Below are 16922 nucleotides of genomic sequence, written 5' to 3' on the forward strand. Positions count from 1 at the left end.
TTTTTCGATCTCAACAATTGACCTTTGGCGCCGCCGCCAAGAAGTGATCGAAATGCGCGTGTGCCGCGCACGACATTGTCAGGGGGCCAGCCCCCATTGCTTTCGCAATTCCCCCGGAGTTTATTCGGCGAAGTGAAAGGGATTGGAATGGCTGAGGTCCGCGCAGAGATACGGTTGCCGACGCAGGAATTGCGCGATGACATACCGTTTTTCACCAAGGTGTTGGGGATGCGGATGGACATGATCTATCCGGCTGACGATCCTTCGGTGGCCGTATTTTCGGGCCATGGGGTGCGGGTGCGGATCGAGGCGGGTGCGCAAGAGCCCCCCGGAACCTTGCGCATTCTGAGCGACGATCCGGACGGCTTTGCGAAAGGTCAGCGGGTGATCACGGCCCCCAATGGTACCCGGGTCGAGATTGCCGAATTGAACCCGCCCCTTGAGATGCCTGAGACTGTGCACAGTTTCGTGGTGCGCCGTCTTGCCGATCAGGCCCCATGGGTGATCGGGCGCGCGGGCATGCATTACCGTGATCTGATCCCGGATCGCCTTGGCGGGTCGATCATCGCCAGTCATATCCGGATCCCCGATGGCGGGCCGGTGCCCGATATGGTGCACTATCATACCGTCGGATTTCAGTTGATCTTTTGCTACAAAGGGTGGGTCGATCTGGTCTACGAAGATCAGGGGGAGCCGTTTCGCCTGCATGAAGGGTGTTGTGTCATTCAGCCCCCGGAAATCCGCCATCGGGTGCTCTTTGCGAGCGACAATATCGAGGTGATCGAGATCGGCGTGCCTGCCGAACATGTCACGACGATTGATCACGACATGGAGCTTCCGAACGGGCCACCCGATCCTGATCGCCGCTTTCAGGGGCAGCGATTTGTCCATCACACTGTTGCGAATGCCGTGTGGCAGCCGTTTCGTCTGCCCGGCTTTGAAGCCCGCGACACAGGGATTTCTGACGGGACAAACGGGGTGGCTGGCGTGCAGGTTGCACGGCGCAGCACCGGCGACACGGGATGGAGTGCGCATGACAGCGATATCCTGTTCACCTTTGTTATGACCGGAACCATGACACTGGAGAGCAAGGGCAAGGCACCTGTTGCTCTGTCGCCGGGCGACGCGTTTGTCATCCCGCCCGATATGTCCGTGCGCTACGGCGCGCCATCCGACGATCTGGAATTGCTGGAAGTGTCACTGCCGGGTGTTTTCGAAACCCGGACGACCTAGTCCAGTTCCTTCAGCGCAGCGATACGGTTGCGGGCTTGCTTTTCAGTTAGGGAGGCATCGAACACCTCGTTCTTTTCTTCGCAAAGCGCGCGCAGTTCGGCCGCCGTGGGTTCCGTCATTTCATCGCTGTCCGCTTCGGGCAGGTCGGTATCCAGACCGGGTGCGGCCACACGAAATGAGTTCTGAGATGTATTGGACATTTGCGTTCTCCTTTAACAAGTGATCAAACCGTAAACGACCAAAAGCGGCCAAGAGTTCCCCGCAGCGAGGACAGTGATGAACGAGTTGAAGGCAGCAGCCCTGAGCGTGCGGGACAATGCGCACGCCCCATATTCCGGATTTCAGGTCGGCGCGGCGATCCAGACCGAATCCGGTGCGATCTATGCCGGCTGCAACGTTGAAAACATCGCGTACCCCCAGGGGACCTGCGCCGAAGCCGGGGCAATTGCCGCAATGGTTGCAGCGGGCGAGCGCAAGATCACAGCCGCCTATGTCGTTGCTGGCAGCCCGATGCCCGTCACCCCATGCGGCGGGTGCCGCCAGAAACTGGCCGAGTTTGCCAGTGGGGATGTGCCCGTTACCATGGCCACCACTGGTGGAGTCGAGCAGGTGATGCGGATGGCAGATCTGCTGCCCGGCGCTTTTGGTGCGGCACATATGGACACATCATCATGAGCAACGCGCGCACGATCATTGCCAAATTGCGCAAACGCCAGACCCCGTCGCGCGATGAGTTGAACTGGTTCGCACGCGGTCTGGCCGATCAGAGCGTGACGGATGCGCAGGCCGGTGCCTTTGCCATGGCTGTGTGCCTGAACGGTCTTGGCGATGTCGGCCGCGTGGCGCTGACCATGGCGATGCGCGACTCCGGTTCGGTGCTTGACTGGAACCTGGCGGGTCCGGTGCTGGACAAACACTCGACCGGCGGTGTCGGGGATTGCGTAAGCCTTGTTCTCGCTCCCGCTCTGGCCGCCTGCGGGGCATTCGTGCCTATGATTTCGGGGCGCGGGCTGGGCCATACGGGGGGTACGCTGGACAAGTTGAGCGCCATACCGGGTCTGTCTACCCAACTGAGCACGGCGCAATTGCGCGACGTGGTCACCCGCGCGGGTTGCGCCATCGTCGGGGCCAATGCGGAAATCGCCCCGGCGGACAAGCGCCTTTATGCAGTTCGCGATGTAACTTCGACCGTGGACAGCCTTGATCTGATCACCGCATCGATCCTGTCGAAAAAGCTGGCCGCGGGTCTGGATGGTCTTGTGCTGGACGTCAAGGTCGGCTCGGGCGCGTTCATGAAGGACCGGCAGGCGGCAAGCGATCTGGCCGACGCCCTGGTCAAGACCGCCAATGCCGCAGGATGCAAGACCACGGCCCTGATCACAGACATGAGCCAGCCTGTCGCCCCCGCCCTTGGCAACGCCCTTGAAGTGGCCGAGGCGATGAAGGTGTTGACCGGACAAACCCGCGGCAAACTGGTCGAAATGTGTGCGAGCCTTGGGGGTGTGCTGCTGGCCAATGCAGGTCTGGCAGAGGACGTGCAGGCCGGTGCAGATGCCATCGCTGCGGCCATTGCCGACGGACATGCCGCCGAGCGGTTCGGCACCATGATCGCCGCCATGGGTGGCCCTGTTCAGTTTGTCGAAAGCTGGCCGCGCTTCCTGCCCGAAGCGACAGTCATCCGCGAAATCGCAGCACCCGCGTCCGGTCATGTGACGGCGATGGACGGCGAGGCATTGGGCCTTGCCGTGGTTGACCTCGGGGGCGGGCGCAAGGTCGAAAGCGATGAATTGAATCTGGCAGTGGGCCTGTCAGATGTCGTGCGGCTGGGCACGCAAGTCACCCGTGGCCAACCGTTGGCCGTGGTCCACGCAGGCCGCGCCGCCGACGCGGACCGCGCCGAAACCGCCCTGCGCGCCGCCATCACCATCTCGGCAAGTCCGACGGACAAGCCCAATCTGATCCTTGATCGGGTCGGCTGATGTCCCGCGCGTTTCTGGTTGTAATGGACTCCATCGGGATCGGCGGTGCGCCGGATGCCGACGCCTTTTTCAACGGTGAAGTGCCGGACACCGGGGCAAACACATTGGGCCACATTATCGAAGCTTGCGAGGCCGGGCGCGCGGACGATGAACGCAGCGGGCCACTGAACATCCCTACCCTCACGGAACTGGGCGTGCTTGAAGTCATGGCGCTGGCCAATGGCGGGATGGCACCCACAACCTTGTCCGGTGCCGCAACCGAACTGTCAAAGGGTAAGGACACGCCGTCGGGCCATTGGGAACTGGCCGGCGTGCCGGTGCCGTGGGATTGGCACTATTTCCCCAACACCGACCCCGCCTTTCCGCCGGACATCGTGCAGGCTGTGTGCGATGCGGCCGGGACAGACGGCATTCTTGGCAATTGCCACGCCTCGGGCACGCAGATCATCGCGCGCCACGGGGCAGAGCACATCCGGTCCGGCTGGCCCATTTGCTATACCTCGGCCGACAGTGTGTTCCAGATTGCAGCACATGAGGAACATTTTGGCCTTGATCGCCTGCTGGACCTGTGCGCGACCATTGCACCCCGGCTTCACCAGATGCGCGTGGGCCGCGTGATTGCGCGCCCGTTTGTGGGCGATGTCGGAGGGTTTTCGCGCACCACCAACCGCAAGGATTACGCCATCACGCCCCCCGCCCCGATCCTGTCGAACTGGGTGCAAGATGCGGGCAGACGCGTCTATGGCGTTGGAAAAGTGGGCGATATTTTTTCGATGCAGGGCTTTGATGAGGTGCGCAAAGGGGCTGATGCGGCATTGATGGGCCATTTGGGCGATCTGGTGGACAGCGCCGAAGACGGCAGCCTCACCTTTGCCAATTTCGTCGAGTTTGACAGCCTTTATGGCCATCGCCGGGATGTGGCGGGCTATGCACGACACCTTGAATGGTTCGACACCCAGATCGGCGCGCTACGCGCCCGTTTGCGCCCCGGCGATTTGCTGGTGATTACGGCCGATCACGGGAATGATCCCACCTGGGTCGGCACCGATCATACACGCGAACGGGTGCCGGTGCTGGTCGACGGCTATGACGGGCCGCCGCTAGGGTTGATCGGCTTTGTCGATGTTGCTGACCTTGTCGCGCGGCATCTGGGCGTTTCACCAAAATGAGCGCCTGACGGCGCGCGCGATTGTTTCGTTCTGACGCTTTGCCCCGGACCCACCATCAGACCAAGCGACAGGATGGGGATTGTCTCGCGCCGGATCGCGCGGCAGTAAGGGATCAACTGAAGGAGCCTGCCGCCATGTCCCAACACTTGACCATCGTCGATCACCCGCTGGTGCAGCACAAGCTGACCATCATGCGCCACACCGACACGCCAACTGCCGTGTTCCGCCAGCTTTTGCGCGAGATCAGCCAGTTGCTGGCCTATGAGGTCACACGGGATCTTGCGATGACGACCAAGCGTATTCCGACCCCGATGGCCGAAATGGACGCCCCGACACTGGCGGGCAAGAAACTGGCGCTGATTTCGATCCTGCGGGCGGGCAACGGGTTGCTGGACGGCGTGCTTGAGCTGATCCCGTCTGCACGGGTCGGTTTTGTCGGGCTTTACCGGGACGAAGAGACGCTGCAGCCGGTCCAATACTACTTCAAAGTGCCCGAAGCGCTGGAAGATCGACTGGTCATCGCCGTTGACCCGATGCTCGCCACCGGCAATTCATCCGTGGCGGCCATTGATCTGCTGAAAAAGGCCGGCGCCTCCAACATCCGCTTTCTCTGTCTGCTGGCAGCGCCTGAGGGAATCGCCCGCATGAAAGAGGCCCATCCAGACGTGCCAATCGTCACGGCCGCGGTCGATGAACGTCTGAACGAGGTCGGATACATCGTTCCGGGCCTTGGCGATGCGGGTGATCGCATGTTTGGTACCAAATAGCTGCGGTTGCGCTGAGACTCTGCGGAGCGTATGAGTCATCGTTTTGTCTATATCTTGTGGGGGATATGATGAGTTTTACAAGAATTGTTGCGATCGCTGTCGTTGGTTTCGGATTTGGGACTGGAGCCGTGCTGGCTCAGGATCTGAGCAGTGTTCAGACCCCGGCGGAATTGCCGCCAGCGTCCTATCGCGGTGCGCAATATGTCGACAGTAAAGGCTGCGTGTTCATTCGGGCAGGCATAGATGGCAACGTCACCTGGGTGCCACGGGTGAACCGGCAGCGCGAATTGATCTGCGGTCAGACACCGACACTGAGCGGCGCACAGCGCACCATTGCAGCCGATCCCGTGCGCCCACCCGTCGCTGCTGCGCCAGCGCCCACGGCGACCCAACCCGCACCGCAAGCAACACAGCGGCCCAGACCTGCCCCACGCCAAGTCACAACCGCCGCACCGCGCAGAACAACGCAACCCGCCGCGCCAACCGCCGTGCGACGCCCAGCAACGGTCCCCTCGCCCGCACCCGCCCGCACCGTTGTGCGCAAAGCGCCCGAGGTTGGCACTGTGCAAAGCACGGTCAGCCCAAAGACGCGGGTGTTGCCACGTCACGTTTATGACCAACGCGCCGCGCGCGGGACGTTTCCCGTTCCAAAAGGCTATCGCCCGGTCTGGGAAGATGATCGTCTGAACCCGCGCCGCGCCGAACAATCCCTTGAGGGGATTGCACGCACGCGCCTGATCTGGACACAGACCGTGCCACGCCGCCTTGTCGACACGGCAACCGGGCGGGATGTGACGTCGAAAGTTGCGCTGGTCTATCCCTATACGGACGCAGCAACGCAGCAACGCGAACTTGGCACGGTCACTTTGGTGCACCGCAATGGACAGTTGCAAAAGCGCATTGTGCGCAACAAGGCCAAGGCATCAGCCACCGCAGCCCCGGCACAGGCGGCACCCACGAGGGTCAAGGCATCATCGACGGACCGCTATGTTCAGGTCGGCACTTATGCTGTGCCCGCAAATGCGCAGGCTGCAGCACAGCGCATCCTGCGGGCCGGACTGCCCGCCCGGATCGGGCAGGTACAGCGCGGCGGCAAAAGCTATCAGGTTGTGCTGGCAGGACCGTTTGCCAATGGTGCGCCCCTCGCCCAAGGACTGCAAAAAAGCAAGGTTGCCGGGTTCCGCGACGCGTTCATCCGCTAAGGCAGAGGCGAGGGAACGCGCCTTAGTCTTCGCAGATCGCCTGTAGCTGCAGCCAGTCGCGGTCCGGCATGATCGGTTCGGGGACTTGCCCGGCCATTGGGTCCGCCTCAATCAGGGCAAGGGTCTGTTCACCCGAAATATCGCGGGCACGGGCATAGGCCGTGCTGCGCAGCGATGCTTCGGCAAAAGCCGGAAGGATTTCGTCCGCTGGCAGGGTCGGGGCAAAACGAGACAACTGCGCCGTCGTAAATGCATCCAGCGCGCTTGGCGGTACGACCCCGGTTGTCAGCAGCGTGGCGGAAGCCCGCACACCGGCATGTTCCAACAAGGCGCGCAAGGGCGGCTGGGATGCACTGCGCACATGTTCAACCAGCGCGTAACCGGCCGCGACATCGGGTTCTTCATAATCTTCGACGAGGGACCGGTTGAGCAGAACCGTGCCACCGGGCAGGGCCAGCGCCTCGCGCACGCCGCCGGGGACGATGACAATGCGCGTCGCCCCTGTGCGCTCTGCCAATGCGGCCAGCGCTTCGCGGGCGTCGGCGCTGCGGCACCGGGCACCTGACACACGTTCGATGCGCACCAAAAGGGCGGCGCCAATCTCGGCCTCTTTCACCGGGGGGACGACACGCATGGCATGATCAACCAGGGCACCGGGCAGCCAGATCACCCCGACTGCGGCAACCGCAAGAACCGACATCGCAGCGCCCAGCCACCGCAGACGGCCCGGGCGTGGGCGCGCGCGGGCAACGGCCTGACGCAGCGTATCGATGGCGTCGATCATCTCGGCTTCGGTCGCGGCGAATTCCAGCGTCTCGCCGGGATCACCATCGGGGAAAAAGACGGCGCGCCCATCCGTATCCGCGCTGCGCTCAATCGCGGCGAGCGACCAATGGGTCACGGCCCGATCATTGAGGTCCGATATCATCAGCGTCGCATCGCCGATGGACACGACAACTTCGCGCTTTTGCGCATCCGGCGTGCTGCGCCACAGGCCTGTCGCTTCAAGCCGGTCATATTTGCTGAGTGCCGTCATGTATCTGCGGGGCCCGCTCGTGCCTCTCGTTTATTGGCAAATTTCTAGCACGGGCGCGGCCTTGCGCCAAGCGATCACAAATGCGGGTGCGGGCAAAGCGTGATTTGACGCGTGCGATTTCGCCCGTAAGCTGGTCACAGGTCACAAGAAAAGGCACATACAATGAGATCAACGCAATTTGCGGCCCTTGGAACCGCGCTTATGCTGCTTGGCGCGCCGATCGGCGCATCCGCTGCAGAAGGCACGCGCATCCAGGTGACCGGAGAGATCATCGACACATGGTGTTATTATTCCGGCGTCATGGGCAGCCCGGATGCGGTCGTCGGTTCGGCCCACCACACCTGTGCATTGTGGTGCAGTGCGGGGGTATTCCTGTGGGTCTGCTGGCCGAAGATGGCACCGTCTACATGGTCCTCAAGGTCGGGGATGATGCCGAAGCCGCAGGCGGCGACACGCTGCTGAGCCTCGCGGCCCACACGGTCGAAGCCGACGGTATGCTCTATGAGCGGGACGGCCTCAAATACATCGTGGTGGCCGATGTGGTGTCTGACATGGATATCACCAACCAGAACCACAACGATTACGGCAACGTCCCCCCTTCTCGATCCCGGATCCGAACAAATGAAACATCTGATTGCAACTCTGGCCCTGATTGCCAGCCCGCTCGCCGCGCAAGACTTTTCCGACGGCTCCGAAGCCCGGTCCTGGAACCTTTATGCCGAAGTGCCCGCTAAGTTTGATGCCGAAGTCGTTGATGTCCTGTGCACGCTGACCGGCGATTGCCCTGATGATTGCGGTGCAGGCAAGCGCCAGCTTGGCCTTGTGCGCGCCGCCGATGGCGTTCTGGTTTTGCCAATGAAGAACAGCCAACCCGCCTTTACCGGTGCCGCAGTCGAACTGGCACCGTTTTGTGGGCAGACGGTCACGGTCGATGGTCTGATGCTGGACGATCCCGAACTGGGCGCGAATAACCTTTATCTGGTCCAGACAATTCAGGCCGCGGGGGCTGACAAGATCAAGGCCAATCAGTGGACCAAGGTCTGGGCCAAGAACCATCCCGACGCCAAAGGCAAAGGCCCGTGGTTCCGTCGTGACCCCCGGATCAACGAGATCATCGCGACCGAAGGGTACCTTGGCCTCGGGCTTGAAGAGGATCAGACCTATATCGAGGAGAATTTCTGAGCCATGCGCGCCCTGATTGCTGCCTTGTGTTGCGCCGCTTTGCCCGCATTCGGGCAAAGCCCGTTCCCGGTTGATATCGGTGGCCCGTTCACCCTGACCGACCAGCACGGCCAGACCCGGACCGAAGCTGATCCTGACGGGCGTGCACAGCTTGTGTTCTTTGGCTACGCCAATTGTCTCAACATCTGCTCAGCCGCTCTGCCCCTGATGGCAGAGGTCGTCGACGTGCTGGCGCAGGACGGCATTAATGTAACCCCGGTCATGATCACGGTCGCCCCCGATCAGGATCGGGTCGACACGATGGGCGCGCCACTTGCGGAAATTCATCGCGATTTCATTGGCCTGACGGGTGACGAGGACGCGTTGCAGGCCGCTTATGACGCCTTTGCAGTTGAGATCACGCCGCTGTTTCAGGATCCGGAATATGGCTGGATCTATGCCCATGGCAGTTTTGTTCATCTGCTGGACGGGGACGGTGAATTGCTGACATTGCTGCCCCCCATTCTGGATGTCGATGAGGCCGCAAGGATTGCACACGGATATCTTGCGCCGCGTGGCTAGGGCGCTTTTGGGGACTTTGCCCCGGGCCTTTCGGTCTCCCGCGTGGTATTTTTGGTCAAAAGAGGATCATGGACCTCGTCCTGTTCGAGGGTCAGGCCGTAGGGCTTTGCAATGTCCCAGACGTGCCGGGGCACCATGTTTTTCATCTTGGCAGGCATGGCCTGGCGCAGATGCAGGATCGTTTCTGCCGCCTTCATTTCGACCCGCGTGCGCGCAAATTCGAGGCCACGCGGACCGGTGCGTGGTTGCAACCAACTGACAATCGGGCGCACCCAGTTCGGCATCCGCCGCAAGGGCAGCCCGCCTGCTGCGCGTTTCGTGTTGGCGATGAACCCTTTGACGGCGGCCGCCCGTTTGCCTTTGGACCCCGGCGCGCTGAGCTCGATCCGGTCGCCTAGCCCCTCTAGCATCTCGGCCCCACGCGCATTGCGTACGATCAGCCATTGATCCCCGTCGCCCGCCATGTAGCCCACGGTGATGTCGGCCAGAACATTGGTGTAATCGACGCAGGTTTTACAGGTCAGCGGAAAGAAGTCTGGCGGCAGATCGGAAATCGGCAGGCTCAGGAACGGGATCAGACGCTGCCGCCCATCGGCAAAGCGCAATTCCACACGGTAGTCGGCGCGGAATTCGAGATAGGTGATGCTGTCCGGGTCTTCGTCCAGCAGGGCGAGGAACGTGTGAAAGTTCTCGGTACTCGTGTTGTCCGAACAGGGGGTGCCAATGACAAATAGTCGCTCCAACCCAAGCGAGGCCTCGAGGTTGCGCAATGCGTAGATCTGGCAGGGGATGCCGATCACGGCGAGGCGTTTGAAACCACGATCCTGCGCGTCTTCAAGCAATGCCAGCAAAGGTGCGTAGCCCATGCGCATTCCGCGTGCCTGTGCCATATCAGCGGCTTTGCTGATCAGCGCAGGCTGCGGTTTCCAGCGGTCCTGCGCGTCGGGCACCATGGTCAGCACCGCATCAATCTGGCCGCGTTCCAGCAGATCAGCGGCAAGCGAGGTCGTGATACCTGTCCATTGTGCCCCGTCTTTCGGTTGCGCCATGCGCGCGCGGTACATGGCCTGAAACGGGCCGAAGAACAGCTCGTCCCCCTCCCCCCGCGCCCGCCCGTGCACGGCGCGTTCCATGTCGGGATAGTCAGGCTTGATGAACTGGCACGCGGCACCGCACGCAGACGGGTCGGCCATGCGCGACACGCCACAATCGGTGCACAGTGATCGGGGCACCGGGTCACGCAAACTCACGTGAACTGCTCCGAAATCAACCGCTCCTCCAACCCGTGACCGGGATCAAAAAGGATGCGGTGAACGACGGCCGGTTCGGACTGGATTTCGACGGATACGACATTGCGGATCGACCTTGAATCCGCCTCTGCCATGACAGGGCGTTTGTCGGCCTCAAGCACGTCAAAACGCACATGGGCCATCTTGGGCAACAGCGCACCACGCCAGCGGCGGGGGCGAAAGGCGGCCACGGCTGTAAGTGCCAGAACGTCGGAACCGATGGGCAGGACTGGGCCATGGGCGGAATAGTTGTAAGCGGTCGATCCCGCTGGCGTCGCCACCAGCGCGCCGTCGCACACCAGTTCATCCATACGCAGACGTCCGTCCACCGTGATGCGCAACTTCGCAGCTTGCGCACCGGCCCGCAGCAGCGACACTTCATTGATGGCGAGGGCCTTGTGTTCTTCACCTTCTGCATCGCGTGCGGTCATGGTGAGCGGGTTCAACAACGCCTCTTCCGCCGCTTCAAGGCGCGCCTCGAGGTCGGTTTCACCGTATTCGTTCATCAGAAAACCGATTGTGCCCCGGTTCATGCCATAAACCGGCGCGTTCAGATGCTGCGAGCCATGCAGGGTCTGCAACATGAAACCGTCACCACCAAGGGCCACGATCACATCCGCCTTTTCCAGGTCCGCGTCCCCATACCGGGCCACCAAAGCCGCACGCGCCGTCTGGGCCACAGGCGCCGCGCTGGCAGCAAAGGCGATGTTCAGCGGCATGAGGCGTTTCCTATGGTGGCGTCTTCGTGCCGAAAGAACCATATATTTTCGCCCCTTACCAGCATTGCCGCCGCGCAGGGCCGAATAGTCGCTTTACATCCTTTGCCAAAGCCACCGTTTCCGATAGGAAACGATCCAAATTGACCCCGACTCGCATCCCAGGAGAGTGTCCATGAACGCGCCCCATCGTACCGACGGTTTCTTTACTCAAAGCCTTGCTGACCGCGACCCGGAACTGTTCGGATCGATCCGTGATGAACTGGGCCGTCAGCGGGACGAGATCGAACTGATCGCGTCCGAAAACATTGTCTCTGCCGCCGTGCTCGAAGCGCAGGGTTCGGTGATGACCAACAAATACGCCGAAGGGTATCCGGGCCGTCGCTATTACGGCGGGTGCCAGTATGTGGATGTGGCCGAAAACCTCGCCATTGAGCGCGCCAAGCAGCTGTTCGATTGCGGCTTTGCCAATGTGCAGCCGAACTCGGGCTCTCAGGCCAACCAGGGTGTGTTCCAGGCACTTCTGCAACCCGGCGACACGATCCTTGGCATGAGCCTCGACGCCGGTGGCCACTTGACCCACGGGGCCAAACCCAACCAGTCGGGCAAATGGTTCAACGCCGTGCAATACGGGGTGCGTCGCGACACGCTGGATATCGATTACGACCAGATCGAAGCGCTGGCGCTGGAACACAAACCCCAGATGATCATCGCCGGTGGCTCGGCCATTCCGCGCGTCATCGATTTTGCCCGCATCCGCGAGATTGCGGACAAGGTCGGCGCATGGGTGCTGGCGGATGTGGCACACTTTGCCGGGCTGATTGCAGCCGGCGAATACCCCAACCCGTTCCCACACGTCCATGTGGCCACCACCACCACGCACAAAACACTGCGCGGTCCACGCGGCGGCATGATCCTGACCAATGACGAGGCGCTGGCGAAAAAGTTCAACTCGGCCATCTTCCCCGGCATTCAGGGTGGCCCGCTGATGCATGTGATCGCAGCCAAGGCTGTGGCTTTTGGCGAGGCGCTGGAGCCATCCTTCAAAACCTATCAGCAGCAGGTGATCAAGAACGCGCAGGCGCTTGCAGACCAGTTGCACAAAGGCGGGCTGGATACGGTCACCCATGGCACCGACACCCACGTAATGCTGGTCGATCTGCGCCCAAAAGGGGTCAAGGGCAACGCCACCGAAAAGGCATTGGGGCGTGCTCGTATCACCTGCAACAAGAACGGTGTGCCGTTTGACGATGAAAAACCCACCATCACCTCGGGCATTCGCCTTGGCAGTCCCGCGGGCACCACGCGCGGCTTTGGCGAAGCCGAGTTCCGCCAGATCGGGGATTGGATCATCGAAGTGGTCGACGGGCTGGCCGCGAATGGCGAAGATGGAAATACGGCTGTCGAGGATAAGGTAAGGGGCGAAGTCGCAGAGCTTTGCGCACGTTTCCCGCTGTATCCCGGCCTCTGACGACAATCACAGGCAAAACGGAAAGCCCGCAGGTGATCCTGCGGGCTTTTTTGATCCGGCTTAGGCGATTGATTTATCGCAAGGCCGAGCGGCGCGCGATCTGCTCCTGTTCCGTCCGAAAAGGAGGGCGCGAAGATGGCCGCGACAAGCAAATCCGAACTGCTCGACATTACGCGCAAAGAGTTCGGAAAACTTGAAAAGCTGATGGACAGCATCGATGCGGACATGGCGATGCGGAAAAGAGATGACGATACATCGATCAAGGATGTCATCGCCCACCGCGCGCATTGGATTGATCTGTTTCTGGGCTGGTATGCGGATGGGTTGGCGGGCAAGACCGTCTTTTTCCCCGCCGAAGGTTACAAGTGGAACGACCTCAAACGCTACAATGCTGATCTGCGGAATCGCCAATCCGAATTGGACTGGCCGCAGGCCGTGGCGCTGTTGCGGGCGAACTGTGAAAAACTTACCGAGTTTATTGAAACCCGGTCAGAGGCCGAGCTTTATTCAGGCCCGATGAAGGGCGCCAATAATGCGTGGACACCCGGACGTTGGGCGGAGGCGGCCGGGCCAAGCCATTTTCGATCCGCATCCAAGTACCTGCGCAAATGCATAACGGACGCGCGTTGACCGGGTGGCGCGCCTTAGGCTGAGGAGCCGACCCGTTCGCGCCATCGTGCAGCATAGTCGGCCCACATCGCGCGCCCCTCCTCCACCGCGCCTGACATGGGCCGCAGGCGTGTCGCGTCATCGCTGAACAACAACGCAGCCCCGATAGCCGTGCCGGTTGTGGCCGCACTGTGCTGCACCGGTCGCCCGGTTGCCGACGCGAGCATGTTTTTGAAGGCCGCATTATGTGCAAACGGCCCTTCGACAATTGTTGGCCCGTCCCCCGAGACGAGCCGCAAACACGTGTCTGTCATCATGGCGAGATAGAAGGATAAAGCGGCGGCACGCTGGCCCGTACCAAGGGGCGGCTCCTTTGCGCTCCATGACATTGCACGCCCCTGGAAAGGGCCTGTTGTTGGTTCGACGGCGGGTAGGATCATCAGCCCCGCCTCAAGCACATCCGTGATATCGAGTTCGGTGGGGGTGGTCTGCTGGCCGCCCGCGATCACCTCGAACTCGCGCCCGCCCATGAATCGCGCTGACGGGACGGGGTCACCAAAGGCGTTTACGTTTACAAGCGTATCGCGCGCCGGGTCCAGATTGACGCGTCGCCCGCCCAAAGCCATCGCTATGACCCATGTTCCTGTTGAAACGACGGACAGTGGTGCGCTTTGACCGAGAATATGGGGATAAAGCGAGGCGTTTGAATCGTGGATACCAACTGCGACGGGCGTGTCCTTGGGCAATCCCGTGGCCATCGCGATCTCGGGCAGGATGACGCCCAAAACATCGCGCGGCAGGCGCACCGGCGCCATCTTGTCCGCAATCCCCAGACGATCCACGAGATCGGAAAATGTGCCTGCGTTCGGGGCCCAAAGGTCCGTATGACATCCGATCGATGTGACATCGCAGGCCACCTCGCCCGTCAGGCGGGCACCCCAGTATTGCGGATAGCCGACGATTGCGTGGGTGCGATCCCGCAGCCTGGCATCTTGGGAAAACTGATAGTGCAGTTGCGCGCCGACATTCAGCCCGCCTGCAAGACGCGGCGACCCGGTTTGCGCAAAATCAGGACGGATCGCGTCGTAGCTTTCGGCAATTTCAGCCGGGATCGGGTGTTCGTAGTCAAGGATCGGCGCGGCCAAACCGCCCGCCCGGTCCAGCAATGCGATACTGGCCCCGTGGGTTGTAACCGAAATCGCATCCACACCATGATCCCGATGAAAAGCGGACAGTGCATCCAGCAGAAAGGCCCAATGCCCCTCGGTGTCGAAATGCGGCCATGGCGGACCTGGCAAGACTGTATTAGGCCGCGTCACCACGGCAATTTCCGTCAACGTATCCAGATCGACCAGCGCGAGTTTGGCATTAGTCTTGCCAATGTCGATCACGGCGATGCGGCGCGACGTTCTCATGGCATGTGAAAGACGCGTGGCAAAGCAACGGCGACCGGCGCATTGTCGTCGCCCACTTCCATGATATCCGCCATATGCGCCCACCATTTCTGCATCACAGGATGGTCCGGCAACGCGTCCATTCCGTGATCGTCAGCGCGGATCAGAACGCCGATCAGCAGGTGCGTTTCAGGGTCCAGATGGATGCTGTAATCGCTGACACCTGCCGCGCGCAGCAGGTCCACCAGTTCAGGCCAGATCGCGTCGTGGCGACGTTCATACTCCGCCTCCATGCCCGGGGTCAGGCGCATCCGGAACACGTAGCGCGCGCTCATGACGTGCGCCTTGCCACGATCATCGACCACAGGCGCGGCAGGGCGATCACACCGATCAGCAGCAGGCCGATAAAGATCGACATCACGATACCGGGCACGTTGAGCAGACCCAGACCAAAAGTCACAAGGCCCATCACAAAGGCCGCGATGACGACACCGGGGATTGATCCGGAGCCGCCCAAAATGTTCACACCGCCAAGGACGACCATCGTGACAACCTCCAGCTCCATCCCAGTTGCGATGCTGGGTCGGGTCGAGCCAAGGCGCGACGTCAGACAGACCGCCGCAACACCCGACATCAGGCCCGTCAGCAGAAACAGGATGAATTTCACTCGCTGCACCCGGATGCCACTGAACAGCGCACCCGTCGGGTTGTTGCCGATTGCATAGACGGCGCGGCCGAAATTGGTCTTGTGCAGCAGCACGCCGTAGATCACCGCGATGATGACAAACAGCAGCATTTCGACGGTGAACACCCACCAGATGTATCCCTGCCCAAACCACGCAAAACTGGCAGGATAACCGCGAAACGCATCATCCCCGAGGATAATAAAGCTGATGCCGCGAAACAGGCTCATCGTGCCGATGGTCACGACGATGGACGGCAGGCCAAGGACTGTCACAAAGAACGCGTTGAATGCGCCACATAGCATTCCGACGGTGAGGCCGATGATTACCAGTTCTGGCGTCCCGGCCCCGTATTGTACGGCAAGCCCCATGGCCGTGCTTGCCAATGCGATGATCGACGCCACGGACAAATCGATTTCACCCGCAATGATCAGCAGCGCCATGGCAAAGGCGATCATCGCTTTTTCGGTGAAGTTGAAGGTCGCGTCACTCAGGTTCCAGGCATTCAGAAAATAAGGTGAGGCAAAGCTGTTGACGACAAAGATCGCGATGGCAACTGCCAGCAACAGCGCCTCCCAACTGCGGAAGGTGCGGTAAGCCCGGCTGTTCAGGCGGTCCGGGACATGGCGATGCAGGCTTGTGTCACTCATGATGTCACCTCGGCGGATTTCAGGATGATGCGCCCTTTCTTGCGGCCTGCATTGGCGTTGAATGCCACAGCGATGAGGATCGCGCTGCCCGAGATCGCAAGCTGCCAAAAAGGCGAGATGTTGACGACCGGCAGGGCGTTCTTGACCACCCCGAGGAAAATGGCGCCCAGGACAGCGCCCCCGACAGAACCAATGCCCCCAGCGATTGAGATGCCACCGATCACGCAGGCGGCCACGACCTCCAGCTCAAACCCACCGGCGATATCGACATAGGCCACGGCGTAGCGCGCAACCCAAAGATACCCTGTCAGCCCCGCCAGCGCGCCGGAAATCACAAAGGCCAGAAACTGCGTCTTGCCGACATTGATACCGGTATAAACCGCCGCGTGCGGGTTGCCCCCGACGGCAAAGATCGACCGCCCCAACGGTGTGCGCGCCATCATGACGGAAAATATGATCACAGTAACAATAGCCGCCCAAGACAACACGGGCAGTCCCAGCAGTTCGGCCCGCGGAAAGCCGGTGAAGGCCGGGCTCATCTCGTGACTGTTCACCCATTTCCCGTCCGAGATCAGAAAAATCGTGCCGCGAAAGATTGTCATCGTGCCCAGCGTCACCACAATGGGCGGGATCGACAGTTTCCAGACCAGAATGCCATTGATCGCGCCCATGGCCGCCCCCAGCATGATCGCAATGGCAATGATGATCGGGATGGGCAGTCCGGGCATGGCGACATTGATCATGGCAACGGCCATACCCGTCAGGGCAAGGTTGGCCGCAACCGACAGATCGATGCAGCGCGTGAGGATCACGACCATCTGCCCCAAGGCCAGAATGATCAGCGGAGCCGTGTCATTGAATACATTGGCAAGGTTGGCAGGTGCGACAAACCCGGAAAAGCGCGACGCAATCAGGGCCAGAAGGACGGCAATGGCGCCCGCCAGAATGGTCTCGCGCACGGGGATGGTCCGTGACAGCATC

Annotated in this window: 19 protein-coding genes; 11 read left to right on the top strand and 8 right to left on the bottom strand. The window is 61.3% G+C overall.

Annotation, left to right across the window (positions count from 1 at the left end):
• The first annotated feature begins 147 nt into the window (after positions 1-147).
• Entirely contained in the window at positions 148-1233 is a 1086-nt protein-coding gene (locus tag ACERZ8_RS00595; protein WP_407590190.1) for a cupin domain-containing protein, read from the top strand.
• On the opposite strand, the gene ACERZ8_RS00600 is transcribed toward ACERZ8_RS00595, so the two are convergent.
• Entirely contained in the window at positions 1230-1433 is a 204-nt protein-coding gene (locus tag ACERZ8_RS00600; RefSeq protein WP_407590191.1) for a hypothetical protein, read from the bottom strand. The two genes, ACERZ8_RS00595 and ACERZ8_RS00600, sit on opposite strands and share 4 nt — an antisense overlap.
• Before the next feature lie 76 nt (positions 1434-1509).
• Here ACERZ8_RS00600 and ACERZ8_RS00605 point away from each other — a divergent pair, with 76 nt between their 5' ends.
• From ACERZ8_RS00605 to ACERZ8_RS00625, 5 genes are all read left to right on the top strand, one after another.
• Positions 1510-1908, top strand: coding sequence for a cytidine deaminase (locus tag ACERZ8_RS00605; protein ID WP_407590192.1), 399 nt, complete (start codon positions 1510-1512; stop codon positions 1906-1908).
• Positions 1905-3212, top strand: coding sequence for a thymidine phosphorylase (locus tag ACERZ8_RS00610; protein WP_407590193.1), 1308 nt, complete (start codon positions 1905-1907; stop codon positions 3210-3212). Before ACERZ8_RS00605 ends, ACERZ8_RS00610 begins: the two co-directional genes overlap by 4 nt.
• On the top strand, positions 3212-4381 hold the full coding sequence (locus ACERZ8_RS00615) for a phosphopentomutase (RefSeq protein WP_407590194.1): 1170 nt from the start codon (positions 3212-3214) through the stop codon (positions 4379-4381). Before ACERZ8_RS00610 ends, ACERZ8_RS00615 begins: the two co-directional genes overlap by 1 nt.
• Positions 4382-4515: 134 nt before the next feature.
• Complete coding sequence (gene upp, locus ACERZ8_RS00620) at positions 4516-5148, top strand: uracil phosphoribosyltransferase (protein ID WP_407590195.1); 633 nt, start codon at positions 4516-4518, stop codon at positions 5146-5148.
• Between the two features lie 128 nt (positions 5149-5276).
• On the top strand, positions 5277-6350 hold the full coding sequence (locus ACERZ8_RS00625; RefSeq protein ID WP_407590196.1) for an SPOR domain-containing protein: 1074 nt from the start codon (positions 5277-5279) through the stop codon (positions 6348-6350).
• Between the two features lie 22 nt (positions 6351-6372).
• Here the strand turns inward: ACERZ8_RS00625 and ACERZ8_RS00630 are convergent, their stop codons facing one another.
• A complete protein-coding gene (locus ACERZ8_RS00630) occupies positions 6373-7386 on the bottom strand; it encodes a hypothetical protein (protein ID WP_407590197.1) in 1014 nt (337 codons plus the stop codon).
• Between the two features lie 162 nt (positions 7387-7548).
• On the opposite strand from ACERZ8_RS00630, the gene ACERZ8_RS00635 reads away from it, so the two are divergent.
• The 3 genes from ACERZ8_RS00635 to ACERZ8_RS00645 all read left to right on the top strand — a co-directional run bounded on the left by ACERZ8_RS00635 (position 7549) and on the right by ACERZ8_RS00645 (position 9129).
• Complete coding sequence (locus ACERZ8_RS00635; RefSeq protein WP_407590198.1) at positions 7549-7848, top strand: hypothetical protein; 300 nt, start codon at positions 7549-7551, stop codon at positions 7846-7848.
• Positions 7849-8007: 159 nt separating this feature from the next.
• Positions 8008-8568 carry a hypothetical protein gene (locus ACERZ8_RS00640; RefSeq protein ID WP_407590199.1) on the top strand — a complete coding sequence of 187 codons (561 nt, stop codon included), beginning with the start codon at positions 8008-8010 and terminating at the stop codon, positions 8566-8568.
• Between the two features lie 3 nt (positions 8569-8571).
• The gene (locus tag ACERZ8_RS00645) at positions 8572-9129 is read left to right on the top strand and encodes an SCO family protein (protein ID WP_407590200.1); all 558 of its coding nucleotides are present in this window, start codon (positions 8572-8574) and stop codon (positions 9127-9129) included.
• On the opposite strand, the gene ACERZ8_RS00650 is transcribed toward ACERZ8_RS00645, so the two are convergent.
• Together ACERZ8_RS00650 and ACERZ8_RS00655 are read right to left on the bottom strand one after the other, a co-directional pair.
• Positions 9126-10379, bottom strand: a complete 1254-nt coding sequence (locus ACERZ8_RS00650) for a Coenzyme F420 hydrogenase/dehydrogenase, beta subunit C-terminal domain (RefSeq protein WP_407590201.1) — start codon at positions 10377-10379, stop codon at positions 9126-9128. The two genes, ACERZ8_RS00645 and ACERZ8_RS00650, sit on opposite strands and share 4 nt — an antisense overlap.
• Positions 10376-11137, bottom strand: a complete 762-nt coding sequence (locus ACERZ8_RS00655; RefSeq protein ID WP_407590202.1) for an NAD kinase — start codon at positions 11135-11137, stop codon at positions 10376-10378. Before ACERZ8_RS00655 ends, ACERZ8_RS00650 begins: the two co-directional genes overlap by 4 nt.
• A 172-nt stretch (positions 11138-11309) precedes the next feature.
• Between ACERZ8_RS00655 and glyA the strand changes: the two genes are divergently transcribed.
• Together glyA and ACERZ8_RS00665 are read left to right on the top strand one after the other, a co-directional pair.
• Entirely contained in the window at positions 11310-12605 is a 1296-nt protein-coding gene (gene glyA, locus ACERZ8_RS00660; protein WP_407590203.1) for a serine hydroxymethyltransferase, read from the top strand.
• A gap of 135 nt (positions 12606-12740) precedes the next feature.
• Complete coding sequence (locus tag ACERZ8_RS00665; RefSeq protein ID WP_407590204.1) at positions 12741-13235, top strand: ClbS/DfsB family four-helix bundle protein; 495 nt, start codon at positions 12741-12743, stop codon at positions 13233-13235.
• Between the two features lie 14 nt (positions 13236-13249).
• On the opposite strand, the gene ACERZ8_RS00670 is transcribed toward ACERZ8_RS00665, so the two are convergent.
• The 4 genes from ACERZ8_RS00670 to ACERZ8_RS00685 are packed head-to-tail and all read right to left on the bottom strand — an operon-like array spanning position 13250 to position 16921.
• Positions 13250-14629 carry an FGGY-family carbohydrate kinase gene (locus ACERZ8_RS00670; protein ID WP_407590205.1) on the bottom strand — a complete coding sequence of 460 codons (1380 nt, stop codon included), beginning with the start codon at positions 14627-14629 and terminating at the stop codon, positions 13250-13252.
• On the bottom strand, positions 14626-14943 hold the full coding sequence (locus ACERZ8_RS00675; protein WP_407590206.1) for an L-rhamnose mutarotase: 318 nt from the start codon (positions 14941-14943) through the stop codon (positions 14626-14628). Before ACERZ8_RS00675 ends, ACERZ8_RS00670 begins: the two co-directional genes overlap by 4 nt.
• Positions 14940-15941 carry an ABC transporter permease gene (locus tag ACERZ8_RS00680; RefSeq protein WP_407590207.1) on the bottom strand — a complete coding sequence of 334 codons (1002 nt, stop codon included), beginning with the start codon at positions 15939-15941 and terminating at the stop codon, positions 14940-14942. Before ACERZ8_RS00680 ends, ACERZ8_RS00675 begins: the two co-directional genes overlap by 4 nt.
• A complete protein-coding gene (locus ACERZ8_RS00685; protein WP_407590208.1) occupies positions 15938-16921 on the bottom strand; it encodes an ABC transporter permease in 984 nt (327 codons plus the stop codon). Before ACERZ8_RS00685 ends, ACERZ8_RS00680 begins: the two co-directional genes overlap by 4 nt.
• Position 16922 lies beyond the last annotated feature (1 nt).

The organism is Tateyamaria armeniaca (genome assembly GCF_045797845.1).
Classification (GTDB): Bacteria; Pseudomonadota; Alphaproteobacteria; order Rhodobacterales; family Rhodobacteraceae; genus Tateyamaria; species Tateyamaria armeniaca.